Source organism: Streptomyces sp. Inha503 (assembly GCF_047215865.1).
Classification (GTDB): Bacteria; Actinomycetota; Actinomycetes; order Streptomycetales; family Streptomycetaceae; genus Streptomyces; species Streptomyces lycopersici.
The window spans coordinates 10,309,484-10,331,748 of record NZ_CP178360.1; the positions used below are offsets into that span (position 1 = coordinate 10,309,484).

At 72.3% G+C, this 22,265-nt stretch carries 19 protein-coding genes; 10 read left to right on the plus strand and 9 right to left on the minus strand.

Going from position 1 to position 22,265, the window contains the following annotated elements; translation table 11 throughout:
- Positions 1–224 precede the first annotated feature (224 nt).
- Positions 225–1,601, minus strand: a complete 1,377-nt coding sequence (locus ACJX2R_RS43345) for an FAD-binding oxidoreductase (protein ID WP_413104541.1) — start codon at positions 1,599–1,601, stop codon at positions 225–227.
- Positions 1,602–1,725: 124 nt separating this feature from the next.
- Between ACJX2R_RS43345 and ACJX2R_RS43350 the strand changes: the two genes are divergently transcribed.
- The gene (locus ACJX2R_RS43350; RefSeq protein WP_413104542.1) at positions 1,726–2,340 is read left to right on the plus strand and encodes a TetR/AcrR family transcriptional regulator; all 615 of its coding nucleotides are present in this window, start codon (positions 1,726–1,728) and stop codon (positions 2,338–2,340) included.
- Positions 2,341–2,487: 147 nt separating this feature from the next.
- Here ACJX2R_RS43350 and ACJX2R_RS43355 read toward each other — a convergent pair whose 3' ends face one another.
- Positions 2,488–2,736 carry a hypothetical protein gene (locus ACJX2R_RS43355; protein ID WP_413104543.1) on the minus strand — a complete coding sequence of 83 codons (249 nt, stop codon included), beginning with the start codon at positions 2,734–2,736 and terminating at the stop codon, positions 2,488–2,490.
- Here ACJX2R_RS43355 and ACJX2R_RS43360 point away from each other — a divergent pair.
- Positions 2,735–4,834 (plus strand): 3-hydroxybutyrate oligomer hydrolase family protein, encoded by a 2,100-nt coding sequence (locus ACJX2R_RS43360; RefSeq protein ID WP_413104544.1) that lies wholly within the window; start codon positions 2,735–2,737, stop codon positions 4,832–4,834. The genes ACJX2R_RS43355 and ACJX2R_RS43360 overlap by 2 nt on opposite strands.
- Positions 4,835–4,855: 21 nt before the next feature.
- Here ACJX2R_RS43360 and ACJX2R_RS43365 read toward each other — a convergent pair whose 3' ends face one another.
- The 6 genes from ACJX2R_RS43365 to ACJX2R_RS43390 form a co-directional block, all read right to left on the minus strand.
- Entirely contained in the window at positions 4,856–5,920 is a 1,065-nt protein-coding gene (locus ACJX2R_RS43365) for a zinc-dependent alcohol dehydrogenase family protein (protein WP_413104545.1), read from the minus strand.
- Positions 5,921–6,004: 84 nt separating this feature from the next.
- On the minus strand, positions 6,005–8,410 hold the full coding sequence (locus ACJX2R_RS43370; protein ID WP_413104546.1) for a GH92 family glycosyl hydrolase: 2,406 nt from the start codon (positions 8,408–8,410) through the stop codon (positions 6,005–6,007).
- Positions 8,411–8,629: 219 nt separating this feature from the next.
- Positions 8,630–9,421, minus strand: coding sequence for an SDR family NAD(P)-dependent oxidoreductase (locus ACJX2R_RS43375; protein ID WP_413104547.1), 792 nt, complete (start codon positions 9,419–9,421; stop codon positions 8,630–8,632).
- A 332-nt stretch (positions 9,422–9,753) separates the two neighbouring features.
- Entirely contained in the window at positions 9,754–10,923 is a 1,170-nt protein-coding gene (locus tag ACJX2R_RS43380; protein WP_413104548.1) for an amidohydrolase family protein, read from the minus strand.
- A 3-nt stretch (positions 10,924–10,926) separates the two neighbouring features.
- Complete coding sequence (locus ACJX2R_RS43385) at positions 10,927–12,285, minus strand: glutamine synthetase (RefSeq protein WP_413104549.1); 1,359 nt, start codon at positions 12,283–12,285, stop codon at positions 10,927–10,929.
- A 199-nt stretch (positions 12,286–12,484) separates the two neighbouring features.
- Positions 12,485–12,703, minus strand: a complete 219-nt coding sequence (locus ACJX2R_RS43390; RefSeq protein WP_413104550.1) for a helix-turn-helix domain-containing protein — start codon at positions 12,701–12,703, stop codon at positions 12,485–12,487.
- A 218-nt stretch (positions 12,704–12,921) separates the two neighbouring features.
- Here ACJX2R_RS43390 and ACJX2R_RS43395 point away from each other — a divergent pair, with 218 nt between their 5' ends.
- On the plus strand, positions 12,922–14,067 hold the full coding sequence (locus tag ACJX2R_RS43395) for a glycoside hydrolase family 88/105 protein (protein WP_413104551.1): 1,146 nt from the start codon (positions 12,922–12,924) through the stop codon (positions 14,065–14,067).
- 60 nt (positions 14,068–14,127) lie between these two features.
- Here ACJX2R_RS43395 and ACJX2R_RS43400 read toward each other — a convergent pair whose 3' ends face one another.
- A complete protein-coding gene (locus ACJX2R_RS43400; protein WP_413104552.1) occupies positions 14,128–15,207 on the minus strand; it encodes a PQQ-dependent sugar dehydrogenase in 1,080 nt (359 codons plus the stop codon).
- A gap of 322 nt (positions 15,208–15,529) precedes the next feature.
- On the opposite strand from ACJX2R_RS43400, the gene ACJX2R_RS43405 reads away from it, so the two are divergent.
- From ACJX2R_RS43405 to ACJX2R_RS43435, 7 genes are all read left to right on the plus strand, one after another.
- Positions 15,530–17,365 (plus strand): discoidin domain-containing protein, encoded by a 1,836-nt coding sequence (locus tag ACJX2R_RS43405; RefSeq protein ID WP_413104553.1) that lies wholly within the window; start codon positions 15,530–15,532, stop codon positions 17,363–17,365.
- Positions 17,366–17,426: 61 nt separating this feature from the next.
- Positions 17,427–17,570 (plus strand): pyrroloquinoline quinone precursor peptide PqqA, encoded by a 144-nt coding sequence (pqqA, locus tag ACJX2R_RS43410; protein ID WP_262701194.1) that lies wholly within the window; start codon positions 17,427–17,429, stop codon positions 17,568–17,570.
- A 10-nt stretch (positions 17,571–17,580) separates the two neighbouring features.
- A complete protein-coding gene (gene pqqB, locus ACJX2R_RS43415; RefSeq protein ID WP_413104554.1) occupies positions 17,581–18,480 on the plus strand; it encodes a pyrroloquinoline quinone biosynthesis protein PqqB in 900 nt (299 codons plus the stop codon).
- Positions 18,477–19,232, plus strand: a complete 756-nt coding sequence (gene pqqC, locus ACJX2R_RS43420; protein ID WP_413104555.1) for a pyrroloquinoline-quinone synthase PqqC — start codon at positions 18,477–18,479, stop codon at positions 19,230–19,232. Before pqqB ends, pqqC begins: the two co-directional genes overlap by 4 nt.
- Positions 19,229–19,516: a pyrroloquinoline quinone biosynthesis peptide chaperone PqqD gene (gene pqqD, locus ACJX2R_RS43425; RefSeq protein ID WP_413104556.1), complete on the plus strand. Its 288-nt coding sequence runs from the start codon at positions 19,229–19,231 to the stop codon at positions 19,514–19,516. The genes pqqC and pqqD overlap by 4 nt, the downstream gene beginning before the upstream one ends.
- Positions 19,513–20,619: a pyrroloquinoline quinone biosynthesis protein PqqE gene (gene pqqE / locus ACJX2R_RS43430; protein ID WP_413104557.1), complete on the plus strand. Its 1,107-nt coding sequence runs from the start codon at positions 19,513–19,515 to the stop codon at positions 20,617–20,619. Before pqqD ends, pqqE begins: the two co-directional genes overlap by 4 nt.
- A gap of 90 nt (positions 20,620–20,709) precedes the next feature.
- Complete coding sequence (locus ACJX2R_RS43435; RefSeq protein ID WP_413104558.1) at positions 20,710–22,188, plus strand: SDR family NAD(P)-dependent oxidoreductase; 1,479 nt, start codon at positions 20,710–20,712, stop codon at positions 22,186–22,188.
- The last annotated feature ends 77 nt before the right edge of the window (positions 22,189–22,265 follow it).

Below are 22,265 nucleotides of genomic sequence, written 5' to 3' on the forward strand. Positions count from 1 at the left end.
GCGCTGCCGGTCTCACGCCGGACCTCGGCGAGCAGACCGCGTCGATCCTGCGTGTGCCGGCCTGTCCGTAGAGGGTGCGGCCACCACCGGGTCGTTCACGGTCTGCCCGTCCCCTCCACGTGGTGCTCCGTCGCCGGTGTCAGAGCCGCTGGGTTCCGGAGGCAGGCTCACAACCGGTTATCGCGGAGCCCGAAGCGATGGCCGGCAAGGACAAGACGCGGATCTCAGACGGACGGGGTCGGCAGGGGAATGGCGCGGAACACCCCATGAGGGTCGAATCGGTGCTTCGCCGCGAGCAGCCGTTCGGTGTTCGGTCCGTAAGCGTGTGCGATCTGCTGCGTCTCGTCGGGCCCTAGCAGGTTGGGGTAACCGCCCGGCATCGCCTCGGATTCCAGCACTGCGGACACGTCACGTGCCCATGCGCGGTGTTCCGGCTCCCGGGGGTCGCCCGGTTCCCAGCGGGCGATGGTCTCCACCATGAGGTGGGGGGTGCGGTTTCCGAATGCCGTGTACGTCGCGGGTATCCGGGACGCGACGCCGTGCAGACTGTGCAGGGAGACGGCGGACAGCGGCGAAGTCAGAGTGTCACCTGCGTCGAGGAGGGCTGCCCGCACAGCGGAAGTGAGCGCGGGGACGGTCCGCGTGCGGATCTCGACGTGCTTGCCGTACGGGAACATCGCGTCGGTGCTCGCCAGCATGTCGTGACCGGTGGTGGGGCCGAGTTGAGCGACCAGAGGCTCACCAAGGGCGGTGAGCCGCGCCAGCGTTTCCTCGCCGGCCCGCGCGTCGTCGCCGCTCCACGTCGGCATGACGAACACGGCGGGCGCTCCGTCCGGGCCGGCGAGGACGCCGCACTGCACGGTCAGCTCGTCGGGCCCTTCGGGCACGAACTCCGCCAGCCGGGCCAGCACCGCGGAGGCCTGCGCCCAGGGGAACAGGATTTGGCCGGACAGGAGCGTCGGCGTCCGGTGGAGCTGGACGCGCATCGCGGTGACCAGGCCGAAATTGCCCCCGCCGCCGCGCAGCGCCCACAGCAACTCCGGCTCCCGCTCGGCGTCGGCCGTGACCAGTGAGCCGTCGGCGAGCACCACGTCCGCGGACAGCACGTTGTCCAGCGCGAGCCCGAACCGGCCGCTCAACGGCCCGTAGCCGCCGCCGAGGCTCAGGCCCGCCATGCCGACGGTGCCGACGGTGCCGGTCGCCGCGGTCAGGTCGAAGAGCCGGGCAGCGCGGGCGAGGTCGGCGCCGGTCGCTCCTCCGGCCACCTCGGCCACCGCTGTGTCCGGGTCCACCCGCACTGCGCGCATGCCGGACAGGTCAATGGTCAGGCCGCCGTCGGTCAGCGCGCGGCCGGCCCAGTCATGTCCGCCGCCGCGCACCGAGAGCGGGACGCCGTGCTCCCGGGCGGCCAGGACTGCCGCCCGGGCGTCGGCGGGGGTGGCGCAGCGGACGACCACGTCGGGGCGGTGTGCGACCGCGCCGTTCCACACGTTCACGTCGGCGTCGTAGGCGGACCCGGAGGTGACGACCTGGCCGTTGTCGATCGTGCGGCGAAGGGTGTCGGCCAGGCGGTCGATCCGTTTGTCCGTCGATGTGGTCACGAGCTGCCTTTGCCTCGGAGATGGGTAGTTGATGCGTTCAGAATATGACTCTGTTCATCAGAGTCAATCTCTGATGAACAACTGAACGCTCTGAACTCGGCTTAACCGCTATGCTCACCAGGCCATGACGTCATCGCCCACGAGCCGCCGAGCCGAGTACGCGGAAGCCACCCGTGCCGCCATCGTCGACGCCGCCCGCCAACTGTTCGCCCAGCAGGGATACTTCGCGACCACCGTCGAGGACATCGCCAAAACCGCCAGGGTCGCGCCCGCGACCGTCTACGCGGTCGGCGGCGGCAAGCAGGGGTTGATCAGCACGCTCGTCGACCTGTGGAGCCAGGCCCCGATCGTCGAGGAGACACGCCGCCGCTGGGCGGAACTCACAGACGCGGACGAGATTCTGCGGAACGCGGCCGCCACCGTGCGGGGCATGCGCGAGGAGTACGGGGACATCATGCGGGTGGTGCTGGCCACCGCCCCGCACCACGCCGCGGTCGCCGAGGGTCTGCGCGTCGCGACCGGGCGGTACCGGGATGCCGTCGCCGCCCTCGCCAGGCGGCTGGACGAGGTCGGCGGCCTGCACCCCGACTGCACGGTGGAGCAGGCGACCGACGTGCTGTGGTTCTACTTCGGCTACGCGGGCTTCTTCACGTTGGTCGATGACAGCGGCTGGACCTTCGACCAAGCCGAACACTGGCTCACCCGACAAGCCGGTGCGGCCCTGCGCGCGGAACCCTGAGACCACAGGTACCGGTCGCGCACCGACGACGCGGTTGGCCCGCCGTCGTAGACCATCCGGTCAGGCAGCCGGATTGGTCGTGTCCAGGGAGATCGCCCCGATCACCCCCGTCGGCCTCCACACCAGTGCAATCGAAATGGCAACTTGTCAGTCGGCTGATTCCGCGAGCAGATGCAGTGTCTCGTGCGACCGGCTGCCCGCCTCTGCGGAGTAGACCACCAGCTGCTGTCCCGGTGCGGAGGGCACGGGAAACCGTTCGAGATCGAGCGTGAGGGTACCGGCCCGTGGGTGGGCGATCGTCACCCTGCCAAGGGTGCGGCCCCCGACATCGTGCCGGGCCCAAAGACGTACGAATGACCAGATCAGACCCATGCCTTGAAAGGTAGGACCGCCCATGCCATCCGCCGGCCGCCTGCCCGCCCTGTCCCTGCCCCTGGCCCTCGCCCTCACCGCGGCCCTCGTCTCCCCGCTCGCCCACGCCGCCGACCGCACCCCGTCCGCCCGCTCGGCGCTTCCCTCGTTCATCAGCGAGCTGACCGAGCGGCGGTACGACGGGCGGAGCGACGATCTGCTCACCGCGGGGCTCGGCTTCGCGGGGCTGCGCGGGCCCATGCCACGGGCCGCCGACCCCGACCGTCCCACCGCCGCCGAGCTGCGCCGCCAGGCCGTCTGGGCCTCCGCCGGGCTGTCCGCCGGATCCGGCGGCGGCCTCGGGAGGCTCTACGGCCCCGATGTGGACCGGGGCCGCCGCGTGCCCGGCGACGGGAAGGTCGCGGGGGTGGAGTACCGGGCCGTGGCGGGCAGCGGCGCCCACAGCGTGAGTTTCGTCGTCCAGGTCCCGGACGACGTCGACCGCGCCCGGCCGTGTGTCGTCGCCGCGCCCGCCACCGGGCTCGGCGGGGTCTACAGCATGGTCGGCACCGCCGGGGCCTGGGGTCTGCACCACCGCTGCGCGGTCGCCTACACCGACAAGGGGATGGGCCCGGCCTTCGACGATCTGCACTCGGGCACCGTCATGGGCTACGACGGAACGACCGGTCCGCGCACCCGACTCCACGGCCGCACCGCCTTCGACGCCGGGCTGAGCGACGCCGAGCGCGCCCGCTTCGACGCGGAGCACCCGTACCGCGTCGCCTACAAGATGGCCCACTCGGGGATGAACCCGCAGGCCACCTGGGGGCGCGACGTGCTGCGCTCGATACGGCTCGCCCTCGCCGTGCTGAACCGCGACTGGCGCGCCGGAGCCCCCGGCGGCGGCTACACCCCGGCCTCCACCACGGTCCTGGCCACCGGTGTCTCCAACGGCGGGGGCGCGGCCGTCGCCGCGGGCGAGGACGACCGCGGCGGACTCGTCGACGCCGTCGTGGCCTCCGAACCGCAGCTGAACCTGGCCCCGCTGAACGGCGTCCGGGTCCGCCAGGGCGGGCGGGCCGTGCCCGCCGCGGGGCTGCCGCTGATCCGCTACAACGCGCTGGCCTCGCTGCTCCAGCCGTGCGCCGCGCTCACCGAGCCCACCGCACCCGGCTACGCCACGCTGGACGTGCCCGCCGCCCGCCGCCGCTGCGCCGCCCTCGTCGGGGACGACCCCCGACTGATCCCGCGCCGGGACGCCGAACGGGCGGGCCCGGACGGGCTGCCGCGCCTCGCCCAGAAGGCCCTGGTACGCGCCGGGTTCCAGCCCCAGTCGGGGTATCTCCAGGTCTCGCACTACGACCCGCAGACCCCCGCCTCCTACGCGATGAGCCTCGCCCGCGCCTCGGTCGCCGACGGGCTGTGCGGGTACGGCTGGGCCCGCACCGACTCCTCCGGTTCCCCGGCGCCGTACCGCACGGCGGAGCTGGCCGGGGCCTTCGGCACCAGCTCCGGCCGGGCGCCCGCCCCGGGCGTGCTGATCGACGAGAACTCACCCGGCGGGCCCGTGGCCGACGCCCGCTCCGTCGGACCCGGCGGTGAGCACGACTACAACCTGCGGGGAGAGCGTTGCGTCTACCGGCTCGCCTTCCCCCGGCCCGGGGCGCCGAGCGCCGAGCGGGACTGGGCCGGGCGGCTCGCCGAGGGCCTGGACGAGACCCGGCGCGACGGCGATCTGCACGGCAAACCGGCACTGATCGTGCAGGGCCGCGACGACACCAGGGTGCCGGTCAACCACAGCTCGCGGCCGTATCTGGGGCTCACCTCGCGCGCGGACCACGGGCCGGGCACCGTCAGCTACGCCGAGATCACCCACGCCCACCACAGCGACTCCCAGGCCGCCGGGTTCGACAACCGGTACGTCCCGCTCGGCTACTACTACCAGCAGGCCCTGGACCTGATGTGGGAGCGGCTCCAAGGGCGGGCCGAAATGCCGCCCAGCCAGGTCGTGCGCACGGTGCCGCGCGGTGGTGAGCCGGGGCACGCCCCCGAGCTGACCCCGGCCAATGTGCCCCCCATCGCGGCCGACCCGGCGGCGGGTGACCGGATCCGGGTGACGGGCGGGACGGTGTGGGTGCCGTAGGAACCGCGCCGAAGCGGCCCGTCAGCTCCGGGTCAGGGGCGGGCGGTGCGGTTCGATGACCGTGACGCCGCCCCTGCCGCCGGACGCCATCGTGGACAGCGCCTCCGGGGCCGCGTCCAGCCCGATCACATCGGTGACCAGCAAATCCGGCCGCAGCGAACCCGCCTCGACCATCTCCATCATCGGACCGTAGTCGTGGGCGGCCATGCCGTGGCTGCCCAGCAGCCGCAGCTCCAGCGCGATGACCCGGTCCATCGGGACCATCGGGGTCCCGGCGGCCGGGGGCAGCAGCCCGACCTGGACATGGCGGCCGTGGCGGCGCAGGCTCTTGATGGACGCCGCGCAGGTCCGCGGGGAGCCCAGCGCGTCGAGCGAGACATGGGCGCCGCCGCCCGTCGCGTCCGCGACCGCCTCCGCCACCGAGCCCAGGGTGGACGCCACGTCCACGCACACCGCCGCGCCGAACCGGGCGGCGAGGGCGAGCGCCTGCGGCGAGATGTCCACCGCCACCACCCGGGCCCCGGCCGCGGCGGCGATCATCACCGCGGAGAGCCCCACCCCACCGCAGCCGTGCACCGCGACCCACTCGCCCGGCGCCACCCGGCCCTGGGCGACGACGGCGCGGAAGGCGGTCGCGAAGCGGCAGCCCAGGCCGGCGGCGGTGGTGAACGACAGCTCGTTGCGTATTCCGACCAGGTTCACATCGGCGTGTCCGATTCCCACGTACTCGGCGAACGAGCCCCAGTGGGTGAACCCCGGCTGCGTCTGCCGCTCGCACACCTGCTGGGCGCCCTCCGCACAGGCGGCACAGCGCCCGCAGGCGCATACGAACGGCACGGTGACCCGCTGCCCCGGGCGCCAGTTGAGGACGTCGGGGCCGACCTCCTCGATCACCCCCGCCAGCTCATGGCCGGGGACGTGCGGCAGCCGGATGTCCGGGTCGTGCCCCATCCAGCCGTGCCAGTCGCTGCGGCACAGCCCGGTGGCCTCGACGCGGATCACCGCGCCGCGCGGGGAGGGAGCGGGGTCCTCGACGCTCCGGACCTCGGGCCGGCGCCCGAACTCGTCGAACACCACAGCACGCATGGACACCGCTCCCTCGCTCGACCACATCCCCCATGGCCCGTGTGTCCAGGCGGGCCATAGAACCTACACCACAACCGGCCGGTATCAGCCCTTGCGGGTGGCGCCCACCGACGGCGGTTCCGCACCCCGGCCGGTGCCCCAGGACGACGGCTCGGTGGACAGCCGGTGGGCCAGCTTCCCGCCGTGGGCCACCTGGTCCCAGTCCAGCCAAGTCCGCGCCACGTCACGGCCGTTCAGCGCCACACTCCGGACATACCGCTTGGCGTCGCTCGCGCCCGGCGCGGTGACCGTGAGCGTGCCGCCCTGCCGGGTGCCGTACGTCCCGATGCGGACCACGGCCGAGGAGAACTGCGGGCTGGACAGGGCGAGGAAGTCCCCGCCGCTCATCGTCGGGTACAGGCCCAGCGAGGAGAAGACGTACCAGGCCGACATGGTGCCGAGGTCGTCATTGCCGGTCATCCCGTCCGGCCCGGTGGTGAACAGGGTCATCGCCGCCCGCACCACGGTCGCCGCCTTCGCGGGCGCGCCCGCCCAAAGATACATGTACGGGGCGTGCAGATCGGGCTCGTTGTTGGGGTTGTAGGTGGGCTTGCCGTAGTAGTCGTACGGGGCGGAGATCCAGTCCTTACGGGCGGTGCCCGCCGGGTCGGTGAGCAGCTTGCCGTAGGCGAAGAAGTCGTCCAGCCGCTTCTCGGTGGCGCTCCTGCCGCCCATCAGCCCCACGAGCCCGGCCGGGTCCTGCGGCACCAGCCACTGGTACTGGTAGGCGCCGCCCTCGTGGAACTGCCGGCCCGCCTCCACCGGGTCGTACGGGGTCATCCACGCGCCGTCGGCCGTGCGCGGCCGGAACTGCCCGATCGAGGCGTCCCACAGCGTGCGGTAGGTCTGGCCGCGCTCGGCGAACATCCGGGCGTCGGCACGGTGTCCGAGCCCGCGCGCCATCAGGGCGAGCGCGGCGTCCGCGGCCGAGTACTCCAGGGTGGCCGAGGCGGGGTGGACACAGTCGTTGTCGCCGCCCTTGTCGGCGCAGTCGGTGCCGAGCTTCAGCCCCGAGGGGACGTAGCCCAGCTCGCGGTAGTAGTCCACTCCGGAGCGGCCGTTGTAGGGCGAGTCGGCGGGCGGGGTGCTGGTGGCGTTCTTCTTCAGCAGCGCGTATGCCTCGTCCTCGTGCCCGGCCAGCAGCCCCTTGGACCACGCCTCGACGAGGAAGGGGGTCACCGGGTCACCGGTCATGATGTTGGTCTCGCTGTTGGCCAGCGCCCAGCGCGGCAGCCAGCCGCCGTCCCGGCCGATGGCGACCACCGACAGCGCGACATCGCGGGCCACCCCCGGCTCCACCATCTCCAGCAGCTGGTTCTGCGGCCGGTAGGTGTCCCACAGCGAGAAGTTCTGGTACGGGGTGTAGCCGGAGGCGGTGTGGACCGCGCCGTCGAAGCCGGTGTAGCGGCCGTCCACGTCGCCCGCCACATTGGGGTGCAGCTGGGCGTGGTACAGCGCGGTGTAGAACGCCCGCTGCCGCTCCTCGGTGCCGCCGCCGACCCGGATCGCGTCGAGCTTCTTCCGCCAGGTGTCGTGCAGCGCGGCGCGGGTGGCGTCGAAGTCGTAGGAGCCGCCGGTCTCGGCCGTGAGGTTCTTGCGGGCGCCCTCGGGACCGGTGTACGACAGCCCGACCTTGACCACCACATCCCGGTCCTGGGTCGCGTCGAAGGTGGCCCAGGCGCCGTTGCCGCCCTCGCCGGCCGCCTCGCGGGAGCCGGGGGTGGGGGTGGTGCCGCGCCAGGTGCCGTAGGAGGCGAAGGGGCGGTCGAAGGTGGCGGTGAAGTAGACGGTGTGCCGGTCCTTTCCGGCGCAGAAGTTCCCGGCCTCCACCCGGCCCTCGACGGTCCGGTCGCCGACCACGCGGACCTCGGAGCCGAAGACCTTCTGGTTGGCCTTGCCGGTGTTGAACAGCACATTGGCCGCGCCGGTGGCCGGGAAGGTGTAGCGCTGCCAGCCGGTGCGCTGAGTGGCGGTCAGCTCGGCGTCGATGCCGTAGGACTTCAGGCCCACGCGGTAGTAGCCCGGGGTGGCCTCCTCGTCGTCATGGCTGTAGGTGGAGCGGTAGTGCTCCGGGTCGACGTCGCTGACCGCGCCGGTCGTCGGCATGATGGGCAGCTCGCCCGCCACCCCGCAGCCGACCCCGGACAGATGGGTCTGGCTGAAGCCGTGGATGGCGTTCTGGTCGTAGTCGTAGCCGCCCTGGCCGCCGGTGTCCGGGCTGACCTGGACCATGCCGAACGGTGCGCTCGCCCCGGGGAAGGTGTTGCCGAAGTTCTCGGTGCCCACGAAGGGGTGGACCAGCGAGGTGGGGTCGGCCGGAGGGGACGCGGCCGAGGGGGCCGCCGCGGCGCCCGGTGGCCCCAGCAGACCGCCGCCCAGCAGCGCCGCCGCCATCACGCCCGCGACCGTGCCCGCAGCGCGCGCACGGATTCCACCGATCAGCGACCGCATGGGACGCACCTCCGTCTGACAACGTTGTCGACCAGGGTCGCGAAACTTTGGCACGGGGGCTGGGCGGTGTCAATGACCCGTGCGCGGGCGGGTCATCGACGGACAGGCCGATGACACCGCCCGCGCACCGGGCCGTGGCGTGCGGGCGTGCGGGCGCGAGGGCGCGAGAGCGCGGGAGCGCGGGAGGCCAACGCTTGTCGCGCGCTGCCCGTCTGCGAGCTATCGCTTGTCGCGCTGCCCGTCGGCGAGCTGACGGGACGTCTCGCCGGCGCCCGCGCCCCGCTGGGCCCGCTCGGCGATGCTCGGGAACAGCCCGCCGATGGCGCTGCCCAGGCGCAGCTCCAGCGGGGCCACGTTCACCTCGGCACGGTTCCGCTCGATCGCCCGGATCGTCGCGGCCGCCACCCGCCGGGAGGAGATCGTACGGACCCCGGTGGGCAGGGACGTGCCCGCGTCGGCGAACATCCCGGCGTCGCCCACGAATCCGGGCTGCACCAGCGAGACCCCGACCCCCGTGCCGTGCAGGTCCTGCCGCAGCCCGAGGGTGAAGCCGCGCAGCCCGAACTTGGCCGCGTTGTAGAGTGCCGCGCCGGGGGAGGCCGTACGGCCCGACAGCGAGCCGATCATCACCAGATGGCCGGAGCCCGCCTCCACCATGCGCGGCGCCATCAGCCTCGACAGCAGGATCGGCGCGCGCAGATTGACATCGAGGGCACGGTCCAGCTCCTCGGGCCGGTAGTCAAGGACCGGGCCGCTGGAGGGCAGCGCGGCGTTGGCGATGAGGATCCGGGCGTTCGCCGCCTCCTCGACGAGCCGCTCCACATCGGACCGTTCGGCCAGATCGGCGACGATCACCCGGCCGCCCAGCCGCTCGGCCAGCGGCCGCAGCACCTCCTCACGGCGCCCGGTGAGCAGCAGCTTGGCACCCTTGGCCGCGAACGCGCGGGCCAGTGTCTGGCCGATGCCGCCGGTGGCCCCGGTGAGCAGGACGGTCGTGCCGGCGATCCGCATGCGATCTCCTCCGGTTACGGTCGAGTACGTTCCGGGCACGGTACTGCGTATGCGCTCCGCGCATGGCATGGGCCCGCCCCCGTACGCACGCGCCGGCCCGCGACGGCGTGTCCCCCGGCCCGTACGCGTCGGCGGCCGTGGGTCTCCGGGCCCCCGGGAGCGGGCCGTTCCGGTGAGGTGCCGCATCGGGGTGGCTGGGGGTGTCCGGCGGGCCACGCGGCGGGGCAGGGGCTTCGCCCCTGGACCCCGGGGTCTGGGGCGGAGCCCCAGTTGAGGGAAGGGGCGGGTAGGGGAACAGCCCGCCGCAGGCGTCACGAGCCGCCGGACGCCCCTTACCCCTCGCGGGCGGCCGGGGTGCCCAGGCCGTAGACGCGGCGGGCGTTGTCCGCGCCCAGCAGCGCGGCCACCCGGCGGGCGTCGCGGCGCGACCAGGCGCCCTCCGCCACCCAGTGGGTCAGCAGCCCGGTCAGCGCCTCCCGGAAGAGCCGGGCCCCCACCACATACAGTTCGGGCAGCCCGTAGGCGTCGGTCGAGAAGAGCACCTTGCCGAACGGGGCGAGCTCCAGCATCTCGGCGAGTACGGCCCCGGCCCGCGCCCCGGTGTGCGACAGGGCCAGCCCCACATCGGCGTACACATGCGGGAAGACGGCGGCCAGATAGGCGGCGCCGCGGTGGTACGGATAGCCGTGCAGCAGGATCAGCGTGCAGCCCGTGGGGCGCACGGCGCGGATGAAGTCGGTGAGGGCGAGCGGATCGCAGCGGTCCAGCCGCAGATCGGGATCGCCGAACCCGGTGTGCAGCTGGAGCGGCAGCCCGGTGTACGCGGCCGACCACAGCAGATGGCGCAGCAGCACGGGGTCGCTGACCCGCGCGGCGGCGGTGCCGCCCTGGGCGCGCCGGGCGAGCCAGTGTTCGGCGGCGGTGTGGACGGCGCCGGGGCCCGGCGGATCGGGCTCGAAGTCCAGGCCGTATCGGTAGGCGGCCACCGACTTGAAACCGGCCGCCGTACGGGCCGCCTCCCGGATCCCGTCCGCCATCCCCGTCAGGAAGTCATCGGCGGTCAGCGAGGTGTCCGCGATCCGCTCCGCCAGTTGCTCCAGACGGACGATCTCATGGGCGGTGCCGCCCGCCGCGAGGGCCAGCTCCTGAGGGGTGGTCAGATTGCCCGGCAGCCCGGTGTCCACCAGGAACTCGCTGATCCCGACGGCGCTCAGCAGCCGCCGGTTCACCTCCCGCGCGCCCAGCTCACGCCGCCGGGCGAGATAGGGGGCGGGCGGGCAGTGCGGTTCGAGGTCCAGCAGCGGCGGACACCAGCGGCGCACCGCGAACCCCAGCTGGCTGTCGAAGAAGGTGGTGCCGAGCGCGGCGGGCGCGTCGGATTCGGTCAGGAACGCCTCGAAGTCGGCCGAGCCCAGCTCGGCGCGGGCCACCCCGTGGCAGTGGTGGTCCACCAGGGGCGGCAGCGGCGGCTCGGTCGGATCCGTCTGCTCGGCGGCCTCCATCGGTCAGTACCGCCTCCGGGTCGCGATGGCGATCTCGCGCGGGGACGACTTCTCGAACAGGGCGGACTCCGCCCGGCGCACCGCGGCGATGGACTCGAAGAGCGGATCGCCCAGCGCCTCGCGCAGCACGGTCGAGTCCTCGAAGTGCTCCAGCGACGTCAGCAGCGAGGTGGGCAGCCGCCGCTCGCGCCCCTCGACGGCCGGGTCCCCGGAGACGGGTGGGGGCAGCGAGAGCCCGGAGTCCATCCCGCCGAGGCCCGCGGCGATGACCGCGCCCGCCACCAGGTAGGGGTTGGCCGCCGGGTCGAAGGACTTGATCTCGGCGTTGGATGCGCCCGGGTCGTCCGGCGCGCCCGTGATGAAGCGCACCGCGGCCTCCCGGTTCTCCAGGCCCCAGCACTGGTACGCCCCGGCCCAGCGGGAGGGTTCGAGCCGGAGGTAGCTCGCGGGGGTGGGGGCGCCGATGGCGAGCAGGGCGGGCAGCTCGCGCAGCACCCCGGCGAGGAACGCCTCGGCCGTCGCGGTCATGCCGTGGGGCCCGTCGCCGTCCCGGCACAGATTGCGGTCGCCCTGCCACAGGCTCAGATGGAGATGGGCGCCGTTGCCGACCCCGCCCGGGTCCACCACCGGGCCGAACATCGGGTTGAGCCCGGCGCGCCCGGAGCACGCCCGGATCGTCTCCCGTACCAGTACGGCCAGATCGGCGGCGCGGACCGGATCGGCGGGCGCCAGGGACACCTCGAACTGCCCGGGGGAGTACTCGGGGTGGAGCTGGTGCACCTCGGCCTGCTGCGCGTCCAGCGCGCCGAGCAGATCGGCGAGGTAGTCGGCGAGGTCGACCACCCGCGCCATGCCGTAGGCGGGGCCCGCGGTGGGGTACCGCGGCGGGTCCTGGTCCGGGTCGCCCGTGGTGACGACCCACTCGGTCTCGAACCCCATGCGCACGGTCAGCCCCCGCTCCCGCGCCCGCTCGGCCATCCGCCGGGCGAACAGCCGCTGGCAGACGGGGTGCGCCCGGCCCCGCTGGTCGTACCGGTCGACCGGGGCCCAGGCCCAGCCGGGCTGCGCGGCCAGCGGGGTGAGCCGGTCCAGGTCGGGGAGGAGCCGCAGATCCCCGTCCGGGCCGCCGACATGGCGGCTGGTGGTCATGGAGTCGTCCACGAGATAGACGTCGAAGACGGGGGACATCCCGACCCCGCGCCGGGCGGCATGGGGCAGCCGCGCGGTGGGCACGGACTTCACCCGGGTCAGACCGGCGTTGTCCACCCAGGTCAGCGCGATGGCCTGGACGCCGTTCGCGGTGAGCCGCTCGGCCTCCTGCCGTGCCCGTGCGTATGCCTGCTCGCGTTCCCCGGTCCCCATGGGCGCCTCCTCAGCCACGTCCTGTACGCCGAGACTATTGCCTGCGGACGGTCTTGTGGTGACGCGTTGTCCCGATCGCATACGGGGTGTGACGGTGGCTTATGCCGGTCGGTGGTTGACACGACCGACCGGGGCGTAGAGGGGGTCGGCCCACCCGCCGAGGCGTCCGGTTTCGGCCACGTAGCGGAGACCGCCTACGTCACCTGGCCCCCTCCCGGAGGGTGTCCCCGAGGGAGGCGAGATACATCTCGATGGCCTGCCCGAGCTCGCGCACCCGGCGGCCCGACGACTTTCCGATCTTCTCCAGCCGGTACGGCAGGGCGTTCCGGTGGATGTGCGGCCGTTCGGCGACCCGGACCGGCGACAGGCCGCCTTCCGCCCAGCCGATCAGCGTCTCCCGCGCCGTCAGCCGGGACACCGGCGCGGGACCCTCGTCCGCCCGGTCCGGGGCGCCCGCCGAGCGCGCCTCCAGCAGCAGCGCGCTCCGGGCCGGATCGAGTCAGGACCTTGGCGGGCACTGCGGATCCTGGTATTTCCTCCACTTTTGGACCGGTACGGAGTGTTCGTCAGTATTCAGGGTAGGCTTGGCGTGGACATGGCGCCCAATGAGGCGCCTTGACACCCAAGGAGGGCTAAGTGATCAGTCGCAGAACCCTGCTCACGAGCACACTGGGCATCACCGGCGGCCTTCTCCTCCCGACGGCGGGCGCCGACGCGGCGCCCGCCGACTGGTCCCGGGCGGTGGTGGACTCCACCATCGCCCGCAAACCGGACCCCACGACCCTCGGCGGCTGGGGCTACACCCAAGGGCTCTTCCTGCTGGGCGCCTACCGCGTCTACCAGCGGGTCAAGGAGCCCTCCTACCTGGCGTACATCAAGGGGTGGGTGGACAACTTCGTCGACGCCGACGGCCATATGAGCCGGACCTTCGACAACCTGGACGCGATGCAGTCCGGCAATCTGCTGCTGATCCTCCACCAGGAGACCGGCGATCCGCGCTATCGGACCGCCGCCGACCAGATCCGGGACCGGATCACCACCTATCCGCGCACCGCCGACGGCGGGATGTGGCACGCCACCGGCAAGACCAACGAGCTGTGGGGCGACGGGGTCTTCATGGCCCAGCCGTTCCTGCTGCGCTACGGCATCGCCTACGGCGACGAGGCGTTCGCGTACGAGGAGGTCACCAGGAACCTCTCGGTGTACTTCCGCCACCTCAAGGCGGCCAACGGGCTGATCTACCACGCCTACGACGCCGACGGCGACGCCCCCTGGAAGCCCGACCCCACCACCGGCACCTCCGCCCACTTCTGGGCACGGGCCATCGGCTGGACCGCGATGACCCATGTCGAGGTGCTGGAACTGCTCCCCGCGAAACACCCGCGCCGTGCCGAACTGATCGGCAACATAAGACACTTGGCGAAGGGCTTCGCGCGCTACCAGGACCCGGCCACCGGCCGCTGGTTCCAGGTCGTCGACAAGGCGAGCGACCCCGGCAACTGGACCGAGACCTCCGCCTCCAGCATGTACACCCTGATGCTGCACGCCGCCCTGGAGCACGGCTGGATCAGCGGCGGCGGCTACGCCTCGGCGGCCCGCAGGGGCTATCAGGGCGTGCTGAAGAAGGTGTCGGTCGGCTCCGACGGGCTGACGAACATCACCGACATCAGCGAGGGCACCAACGTCGGGGACCTGGCCTACTACCTCGGCCGCAAGCGCAATACGAACGACCTCCACGGTCTGGGCGCCTTCCTGCTGATGAACGAGCGGCTCGCGCACTGACCCGGGCGTACGGGCGCGGTCCGCGGACCGCGCCCGTACCCACCCGCGCCCGCGGAGGCGCTACTTCAACTCGACCTGGAAGACCTTGTCCGCGCCGTCCGGCTCCCCGCCGTTGTTGTCCGCGTTCGTCGTGGACAGCCACAGGGCGTTCTTGCCCGGTACGGTCTCCACGGTGCGCAGCCGCCCGTAGGAGCTGGTGTAGTACGCCTTCGGGGTGCCCGCGTTCGTGCCGTCCACCGGGATCCGCCACAGCCGCTCACCGCGCAGCGCGGCGAGGTACATCGCGCCGTCGGCGTAGGTGACCCCGCTGGGCGAGGCGTCGCCGGTCGCCCACTGGCGCTTGGGGCTGGTCATCCCCGAGGTGGAGCACTCGCCCTCGCAGATCGGCCAGCCGTAGTTCTTGCCCGGTTCGATGAGGTTGAGCTCGTCGTACTTGCTGTTGCCGAACTCGGCCTCCCACAGCCGGCCCTGCGGGTCCCAGGTGATGCCCTGCGGATTGCGGTGGCCGTAGGAGTAGACGAGCGTGCCGAACGGATTGCCGGGGGCGGGTTTGCCGTCCGTGGTCATCCGCAGGATCTTCCCGTTGAGGGAGTTCTTGTCCTGGGCGAGGTCGGGTGTCTGCGCCTCGCCGGTGGTGGCGTAGAGATAGCCGTCCGGGCCGAACTTGAGGCGTCCGCCGTTGTGGTACTTGTTCTTCTTGATGCCGGTGACGAGCGCCTTGTAGCCGCCGAGCGAGGAGCCGTCGTAGGTCATCCGGGCGATGCGGTTGCCGTCGGACGCGGTGTGCATCAGGTAGATGGCGTGGTCGGTGTTCCAGTTCGGGGAGACCGCGATGCCCAGCAGCCCGCCCTCACCGTTCGTGGTCACCACATTGGGCACCGTGCCGACCTGTGTCCTGGTGCCCGACTGGGTGAGCTTGTAGAGCTTGAAGGAGTCCCGCTCGGTGATCAGCGCCGAGCCGTCGGGCAGCCAGCTGAGCCCCCAGGGGATGCTCCAGCCGGACGAGATGGTCTTGATGTCCGAGGGAGCCGAATCGGCCCGCCCGGGGGCGGCGGTTCCGGTGCCGGCCGTCCCGATCAGCAGTCCGGCGGCGAGTGCGGTGGCGGCCGCCAGGGCGGCGGTGGTCCGGTACCTCTTCATCGCGTTCTCCTGTCTGATCCCCGTTCACATGCGGGGAACCGTAAAGAAGGTTTCCTAATGCGTAAACAGTTTCGACGGGAGGAGCCAGTGCATCGCGGAAGGTAGGAGGTGTCTTATGGAGCGTCAAGGATTGGTATGGGCCAGGATATTGGCCACGTGGTCGGTTTCGCCCGTCCTGGGCTGCCGCACCATCAGAGGTCGGATGACCTTTTTGATGCACGCTTCTTGACCGCACCCGGACAGCTGGTAACCCTGCAACAGAACGGAACATCACCACGCTCCATCCCTCCATCGGCATTCACAGCTCGGAGAAGGAGCCCTCATGGGCCGCAGATCGCGCCGCCGCCCCGGCGCCTGGCTGGCCGTCGTGCTGTCGGCCGTCGTCACCCTCGCACTCACCGGCCCCACCCCGGCGCGGGCCGAGATCACCAACCCCCGGCAGCAGTGGCTGCGCCAGTCCCAGGCGGGGCTCTTCCTGCACTGGGGCATGCGCACCTCGCCCGGCTACACCAGCTGCTCAGCCTGGGAGAAGGCGGTCACCGACGGTGGCTGGGACGCGGACTACTGGGTGGCCCAGGCCAAGAAGCTGCACGCCTCCTATCTGGTGCTCGCCTCCTTCCACAGCCGATTGGGCTATGCGCGGGCCTGGCCGTCCGCCATCCCGGGAAGCTGCTCCACCAAGCGGGACTTCCTCGGTGAGCTGATCGACGCGGCGAGCGCCCAGGGGCTGAAGGTCATGCTCTATATGACCGACGATCCCCAGTGGCATGCCGAGGGCGGCCACGAATGGCTCGACTCGGCCGCCTACTCGGCCCACAAGGGCCATGACGTCGACCTGACCACACGCGACGGCTTCGGCGAGTACTCCTACGACAACTTCGTGGAAGTGATGCGGAAGTACCCCGAGCTGTCCGGGTTCTGGATCGACAACGACAACGACTACTGGATCGACCACGGGCTCTACGAGAAGATCCGCGCCGACCGTCCCGGCTGGCTGCTGAGCAACAACAACGAAGACACGCCGATCATGGACACGGTCAGCAATGAGCAGAAGACCGGGATGACCCCGGCCTATGACTACCCCCAGGCCATCTGGACCCCGCAGCCCCGGCTCACCGAGGCCTGCTTCAAGCTGCCCAGCAGCGGGGCCTGGTGGTACAGCGGCACCGATTCGGCGGTGGACCACGGACTCACCCTCGGCCGGCTGATCAGCGACTCGGGGTCTTCCGTCAAATCCCTCATGGCCGAGACCGCCCAGGTGAACGGGCGCTTCCCCAGCAAACAGGAGGCGTTCAACAACTACGCCAAGACCTACCTCGACAAAATCTGGGGCTCGCTGGGCGGCACCGAGGGCGGTGGCTACTCCTACGGCGGGCTCCAGCCCGGCGCCTGGAACGACGGCGCCCACGGGGTGACCACGGTGAGCACGGCCGACCCCGACCGCCACTTCGTCCACGTCCTCACCCGGCCCTCGGGCTCCACGCTGACCGTGCGGGACAACGGCTACAAGGCGACCGGTGTCACCGACTACCGCACCGGGAAGAAGCTCGACTTCCGCCAGGGCGACGGCCGGATCACCATCTCCGGCATCACCGACTGGGATGCGTACGACACCGTCCTCGCGGTCCGCACCGACGGCCGCCAGGGCATCGTTCCGCCCGGTTCCCTCACCGCGAGCGCCGACGTCTCCGCGAGCGGCCACCCCGCCTCCGCCGTACTCGACGGCGATCCGCGGACGTACTGGGACAACGACACCACCCTGCCCGCCTCGGTCACCCTCGATCTGCGCTCCGCCAAGAGCGTCCGCTATCTGGCCGTGAACCAGCGGGAGTGGTCGGTCTCCTACGCCCGCTCCGACACCGAGCAGTCCGCCCGCATCCGCGACTACCAGGTGCACGTCTCCGACAACGGACGCGACTGGGGCAGCCCGGTCGCCTCCGGAACGCTGCCCAGCGCCCGCGGGGTGCGGTTCATCGACATCCCCGCCACCACCAAGCGCTACGTCCGGCTCACGGTGAACAGCACCTGGGCCGCGGCCACCGACACCAAGCACTATCGCAAGCTGCTGCTGGACGAGGTGCGGGTCGGGTCCGCCTACCCCGGGAGCGGCCGCACCACCACCGACGGCGGGGCACCGCGGATCCGGACCGCCCGCTGACGGCCCGTCCGCCCCGTCCCGTTGATTCATCCCCCACCGAGATGGAAGGCAGGCAGAAGCCATGAACGACACCACACCCCACACGGCGCCCGAGGCGGCGGACCGCACCCGTACGGAGGCCGGCGAGACCGCCTGGCAGACTCCCGACTACGTGGTCGTGGAGACCGCGCTGGAGGTCACCGCCTACTCGCTGAACGCCCGCTGAGCTCCCCGCCATGCGCGTGCGCGTGCTCGGCACCGCGGCGGGTGGCGGCGTACCCCAGTGGAACTGCGCGTGCCCCGGATGCTCCGGGGCACGCGCCCACCCGGGGTGGCGCCGCCGCCATGCCTCGCTCGCCGTCCAGGCCGACGAAGGCCGCTGGTATCTGGTCAACGCCACCCCCGACCTCGGCGACCAGGTCGAGGGCTGCCCCGAACTGCACCCCGGGCCCGAACCGCGCCGGACCCCGCTGGCCGGGGTGATCCTCACCGACGCCGAACTCGACCACACCCTCGGCATCGCCCGGCTGCGCGAGGCGGACGGCATCGAGATCGTGGCCACCGCCCCGGTGCGGCACGCCCTGCTGACCGGGCTCCACCTGGGCGAGATCCTCACCCCCTACGCCCGGCTGGACTGGCGCCCCCTCGGCCCCGGGGACCGGCCGCTCGCCGAGGGCTCGCCCATCGCCGTCGGCGCCGTCCCCGTCTCCGCCAAACGCCCCCGCTACGCGGCCGGACTCGATGCCCCGGACGACGACGCCTGGGTGGTCGCCCTCCGGCTGACCGACCGCGCCACCGGCCGCTCCCTCCTCTACGCCCCCGCGCTCGCCGTCTGGCCCGACACCTTCCAACTCGCCGCCGAAGAAGCCGACTGCGTGATCGTCGACGGCACCTTCTGGTCCGATGACGAACCCCTCACCAGCGGCTTCGGCTCGCGTACCGCCACCGCCATGGGCCATCTGCCGATCGAAGGACCGGACGGCACGGCGCACCGGCTCGCCGCGCTCGGAGCGCGCACCCTGTACACCCACCTCAACAACACCAACCCCCTCAACGACCCGGCCGCGCCCCAGCACTCGGGCTTGGCGAGGCTGGGCGTCGAGGTGGCCGCCGACGGGATGGTGATCGACCTGTGAGCAGCCCACGGACACGGCTCGAGGAGCGGTTGCGCGCGGTCGCGCAGGAGCGCTACCACGACCGCCACCCCTTCAACGTACGGATGCACGCGGGCGAGCTCACCCCCGCCGAGCTGCGCCGCTGGATCCTCAACCGCTTCCACTACCAGCGCCATATCCCCGTCAAGGACGCGCTGATCACCGCCAAGCTCGACACCTCGCGGCTGCGCCGGATGTGGCTGCGGCGCATCCAGGACCACGACGGCGCCACCGAGGGCGAGGGCGGCATCGAGCGATGGCTGCGGCTCGGCGAGGCCGCGGGGCTGCACCGGGACCGGCTGCTGTCGGGTGATGAGGTGGTGCCCGGGGTGCGGCTCGCGGTCGACGGCTATGTCAACTTCTGCCGGCTGCGCGGGCCCCTGGAAGCCGTCGCAGCCTCGCTCACCGAGCTGTCCGCGCCCGGCATCATGCTCACCCGGATCGACGCGTTCGAGCGGTACTACCCATGGATCGAGCGCGAGGGCCTGGCCTACTTCCGCAACCGGGTCGACCAGGGGCGCCGGGACAGCACCGAGGCCCTTGACCTGGTCCTGACCTGGGCACGGACCCCCGAGGACGAGGACCGCGCGGTGGCGGCGCTCACCTTCAAATGCGATGTGCTGTGGTCGCTGCTGGACGCGGTCGACCACGCCGACACCAAGGACGGGCCGGGAGCCGACACCGAGGACGGCACGGAAGCCGACACCAAGGACGGCCCGGGGGAGGGCACATGACGACCGGACCCGGCACCCCGCCCGCCCCGGCCGGATGGCGGCCCGCGCTGTCCCCCGCGGTGAGCCTGCGCCACGACCGGGTGCGGGACGCCGATCTGCTGGTGCTGCCCGAGCGGGTGGTGGTGCTGCGCGGCAGCGCCGCGAAGATCCTGCGGCTGTGCGACGGCGACCGCGACCTCGACGCCATCGTGGCGGAACTCCAGAGCCGCTTCCCCGGAGCGCCCGTCGCCGAGGACGTGCCCGCCTTCCTCAACCGGATGCGCGGGGAGGGCTGGGTCCGATGACCGCCGCGCCCCGCCCCTGGGCCCTGCTCGCCGAGCTCACCCACGGCTGCCCGCTGCACTGCCCCTACTGCTCCAACCCGCTGGAGCTGGTCCGCCGCTCCCGTGAGCTGTCCACCGCCGAGTGGGCGGAGGTGCTGCGCCAGGCGGGGGAGCTGGGCGTGGTGCACACCCATCTCTCCGGCGGGGAACCGCTGTTGCGCGGCGATCTCGCCGAGATCGTCACCGCCGCCGAGTCCGCCGGGATCTACACCCAGCTCGTCACCAGCGGAGTGGGCCTGGACGGTGCCCGGCTGGCCACGCTGACCGCCGCCGGGCTGCGCAGTGTCCAGCTGTCCGTGCAGCACGCCGACCCGGCCGCCTCCGACCGGATCGCCGGACACCGCTCGTACGCCGCCAAGGAACGGGCCGCCGCGCTGGTGCGCGCGGCCGGACTGCCGCTCGGGATCAACGTCGTCCTGCACCGCGACAACCTCGACGCGCTCGACGCCATCATCCGACGCGGCCTGGAGTGGGGCGCCGACCGGATCGAGCTGGCCAACACCCAGTTCTACGGCTGGGCGCTGCGCAACCGGGACGCCCTGCTCCCCACCCGCGACCAGCTCGGCCGGGCGCGGGACACGGTCCAGCGGTGGCGGGACCGGCTGGGCGGCGCCACCGACCTGGTGTGGGTCGTGCCCGACTACTTCGACGGCGTGGCCAAGCCCTGCATGGGCGGGTGGGGCGCGGTCTCGCTGACCGTCGCGCCCGACGGCACCGTGCTGCCCTGCCCCGCCGCCGCGAGCCTGCCGGACCTGGACCCGCCCAACGTCCGTGACCACCCCCTGGAGTGGATCTGGGACCACTCGGGCGCCTTCAGCCGTTACCGGGGCGAGGACTGGATGCGCGAGCCGTGCCGCACCTGCTCCCGCCGCGCGGAGGACTTCGGCGGCTGCCGCTGCCAGGCGTACGCCCTGACCGGCGACGCCGCCCGCACCGACCCGGCCTGTGCGCTCTCCCCCGACCACGGTGTGATCCGCGCGCTGACGACGGACCCCGGACACCCGGCCGGAGCGGGCACCCCGGCGCCGACCGGCGGCTACGCCTACCGCAAGCCCGGAGGGTGAGGCCGGGCGCGGTTTGGCGCATACGCTCCCGCTTCCGTAAAGTTTCGCCGTTGTCCAGGGGAACAGGCGAACCAGAAAGCGGCAGCGGCGATGACGGTGATTGACGAAGGCCGGGCCGAGCGTGCCCCGGCCGAGGAGCCGGGCATCGACCCGGAGCGGCTGGCGACCTGTCTGAGCGTCCTCGCGGAACTCGACCGGCTGCCGGTCGACCACCCCGACGCGATCATGGTCCGCCGGGCCACCTCCGGGATCTACCGCAGCGTCAAGCAGCGCAGGCGCCAGGAGCGGCGGGCCGCGAAGACCGCGAACGACAAGGCCGTGACCGAGGCCACCGCCACCGGGGCCGCCGACCGGATCGACGACGAGACCCTGGGCCGCGCGCTCACCAGCTCCGTCACCACGGAGATCGCCGGCATCCTGAAGCGCCCCCGTTCCTGTTATGTCTGCAAGACCCGGTATGTCGAGGTCGACGCCTTCTACCACCAGCTGTGCCGCGACTGCGCCGCCGAGAACCGGGCCCGCCGCGACGCCCGCACCGATCTCACCGGGCGCCGTGCCCTGCTCACCGGCGGCCGGGCGAAGATCGGCATGTATATCGCTCTGCGGCTGCTGCGCGACGGCGCGCACACCACCATCACCACCCGCTTCCCGGTCGACGCCATCCGCCGCTTCAAGGCCATGCCGGACAGCGGGGAGTGGCTGCACCGGCTCAAGGTCGTCGGCATCGATCTGCGCGACCCGGCCCAGGTCATCGGGCTCGCGGACGCGGTGAGCGCCGCGGGCCCGCTGGACATACTGATCAACAACGCCGCCCAGACCGTCCGCCGCACCCCGCAGGCGTACGCGGAGCTGATAGCGGGCGAGTCGGCGCCGCTCCCCGCCGGGGAACTCCCCGAGTCCATGGTCCTCGGCGCCTTCGGCAGCGGCGCCCAGGCGGCCCTGCCGGCGCCCCGCGCGCCCCGGGACGGCGCCCTCACCCCGCAGGATCTCACCGCCCTAGCTCTCACCAGCGGCTCCGCCTCACCGGCCCGGATCGAGGCCGGGACCGCGATCGACGCGGGCGGTCTTGTGCCGGACCTGGACCCGAGCAACACCTGGGTGCAGCGGGTCAACGAGGTGGACCCGGTCGAAATGCTCGAGGTCCAGCTGTGCAATGAGACGGCGCCGTTCATCCTGGTGAGCCGGTTGCGCCCGGCGATGGCCGCCTCGCCCGCCCGGCGCAAGTACGTGGTCAACGTCTCCGCGATGGAGGGGAAGTTCGGCCGGGGCTACAAGGGCGCGGGCCATCCGCACACCAATATGGCCAAGGCCGCGCTGAACATGCTGACCCGCACCAGCGCACGCGAGATGTTCGAGTCCGACGCCATCCTGATGACGAGCGTCGACACCGGGTGGATCACCGACGAGCGCCCGCACCCGGACAAGATGCGGCTGGCGGCCGAGGGCTTCCACGCCCCCCTCGACCTGGTGGACGGCGCGGCGCGGGTCTACGACCCGATCGTCCGGGGCGAGGGCGGCGAGGATCTCTTCGGCTGCTTCCTGAAGGACTACGCCCCCACGTCCTGGTAAGGATTTCCAGCCCGTCCGGCGATTGAGGACCGGGGTCCGGGGCGGAGCCCCGGTCGGGGGTGTGGGGGCGGAGCCCC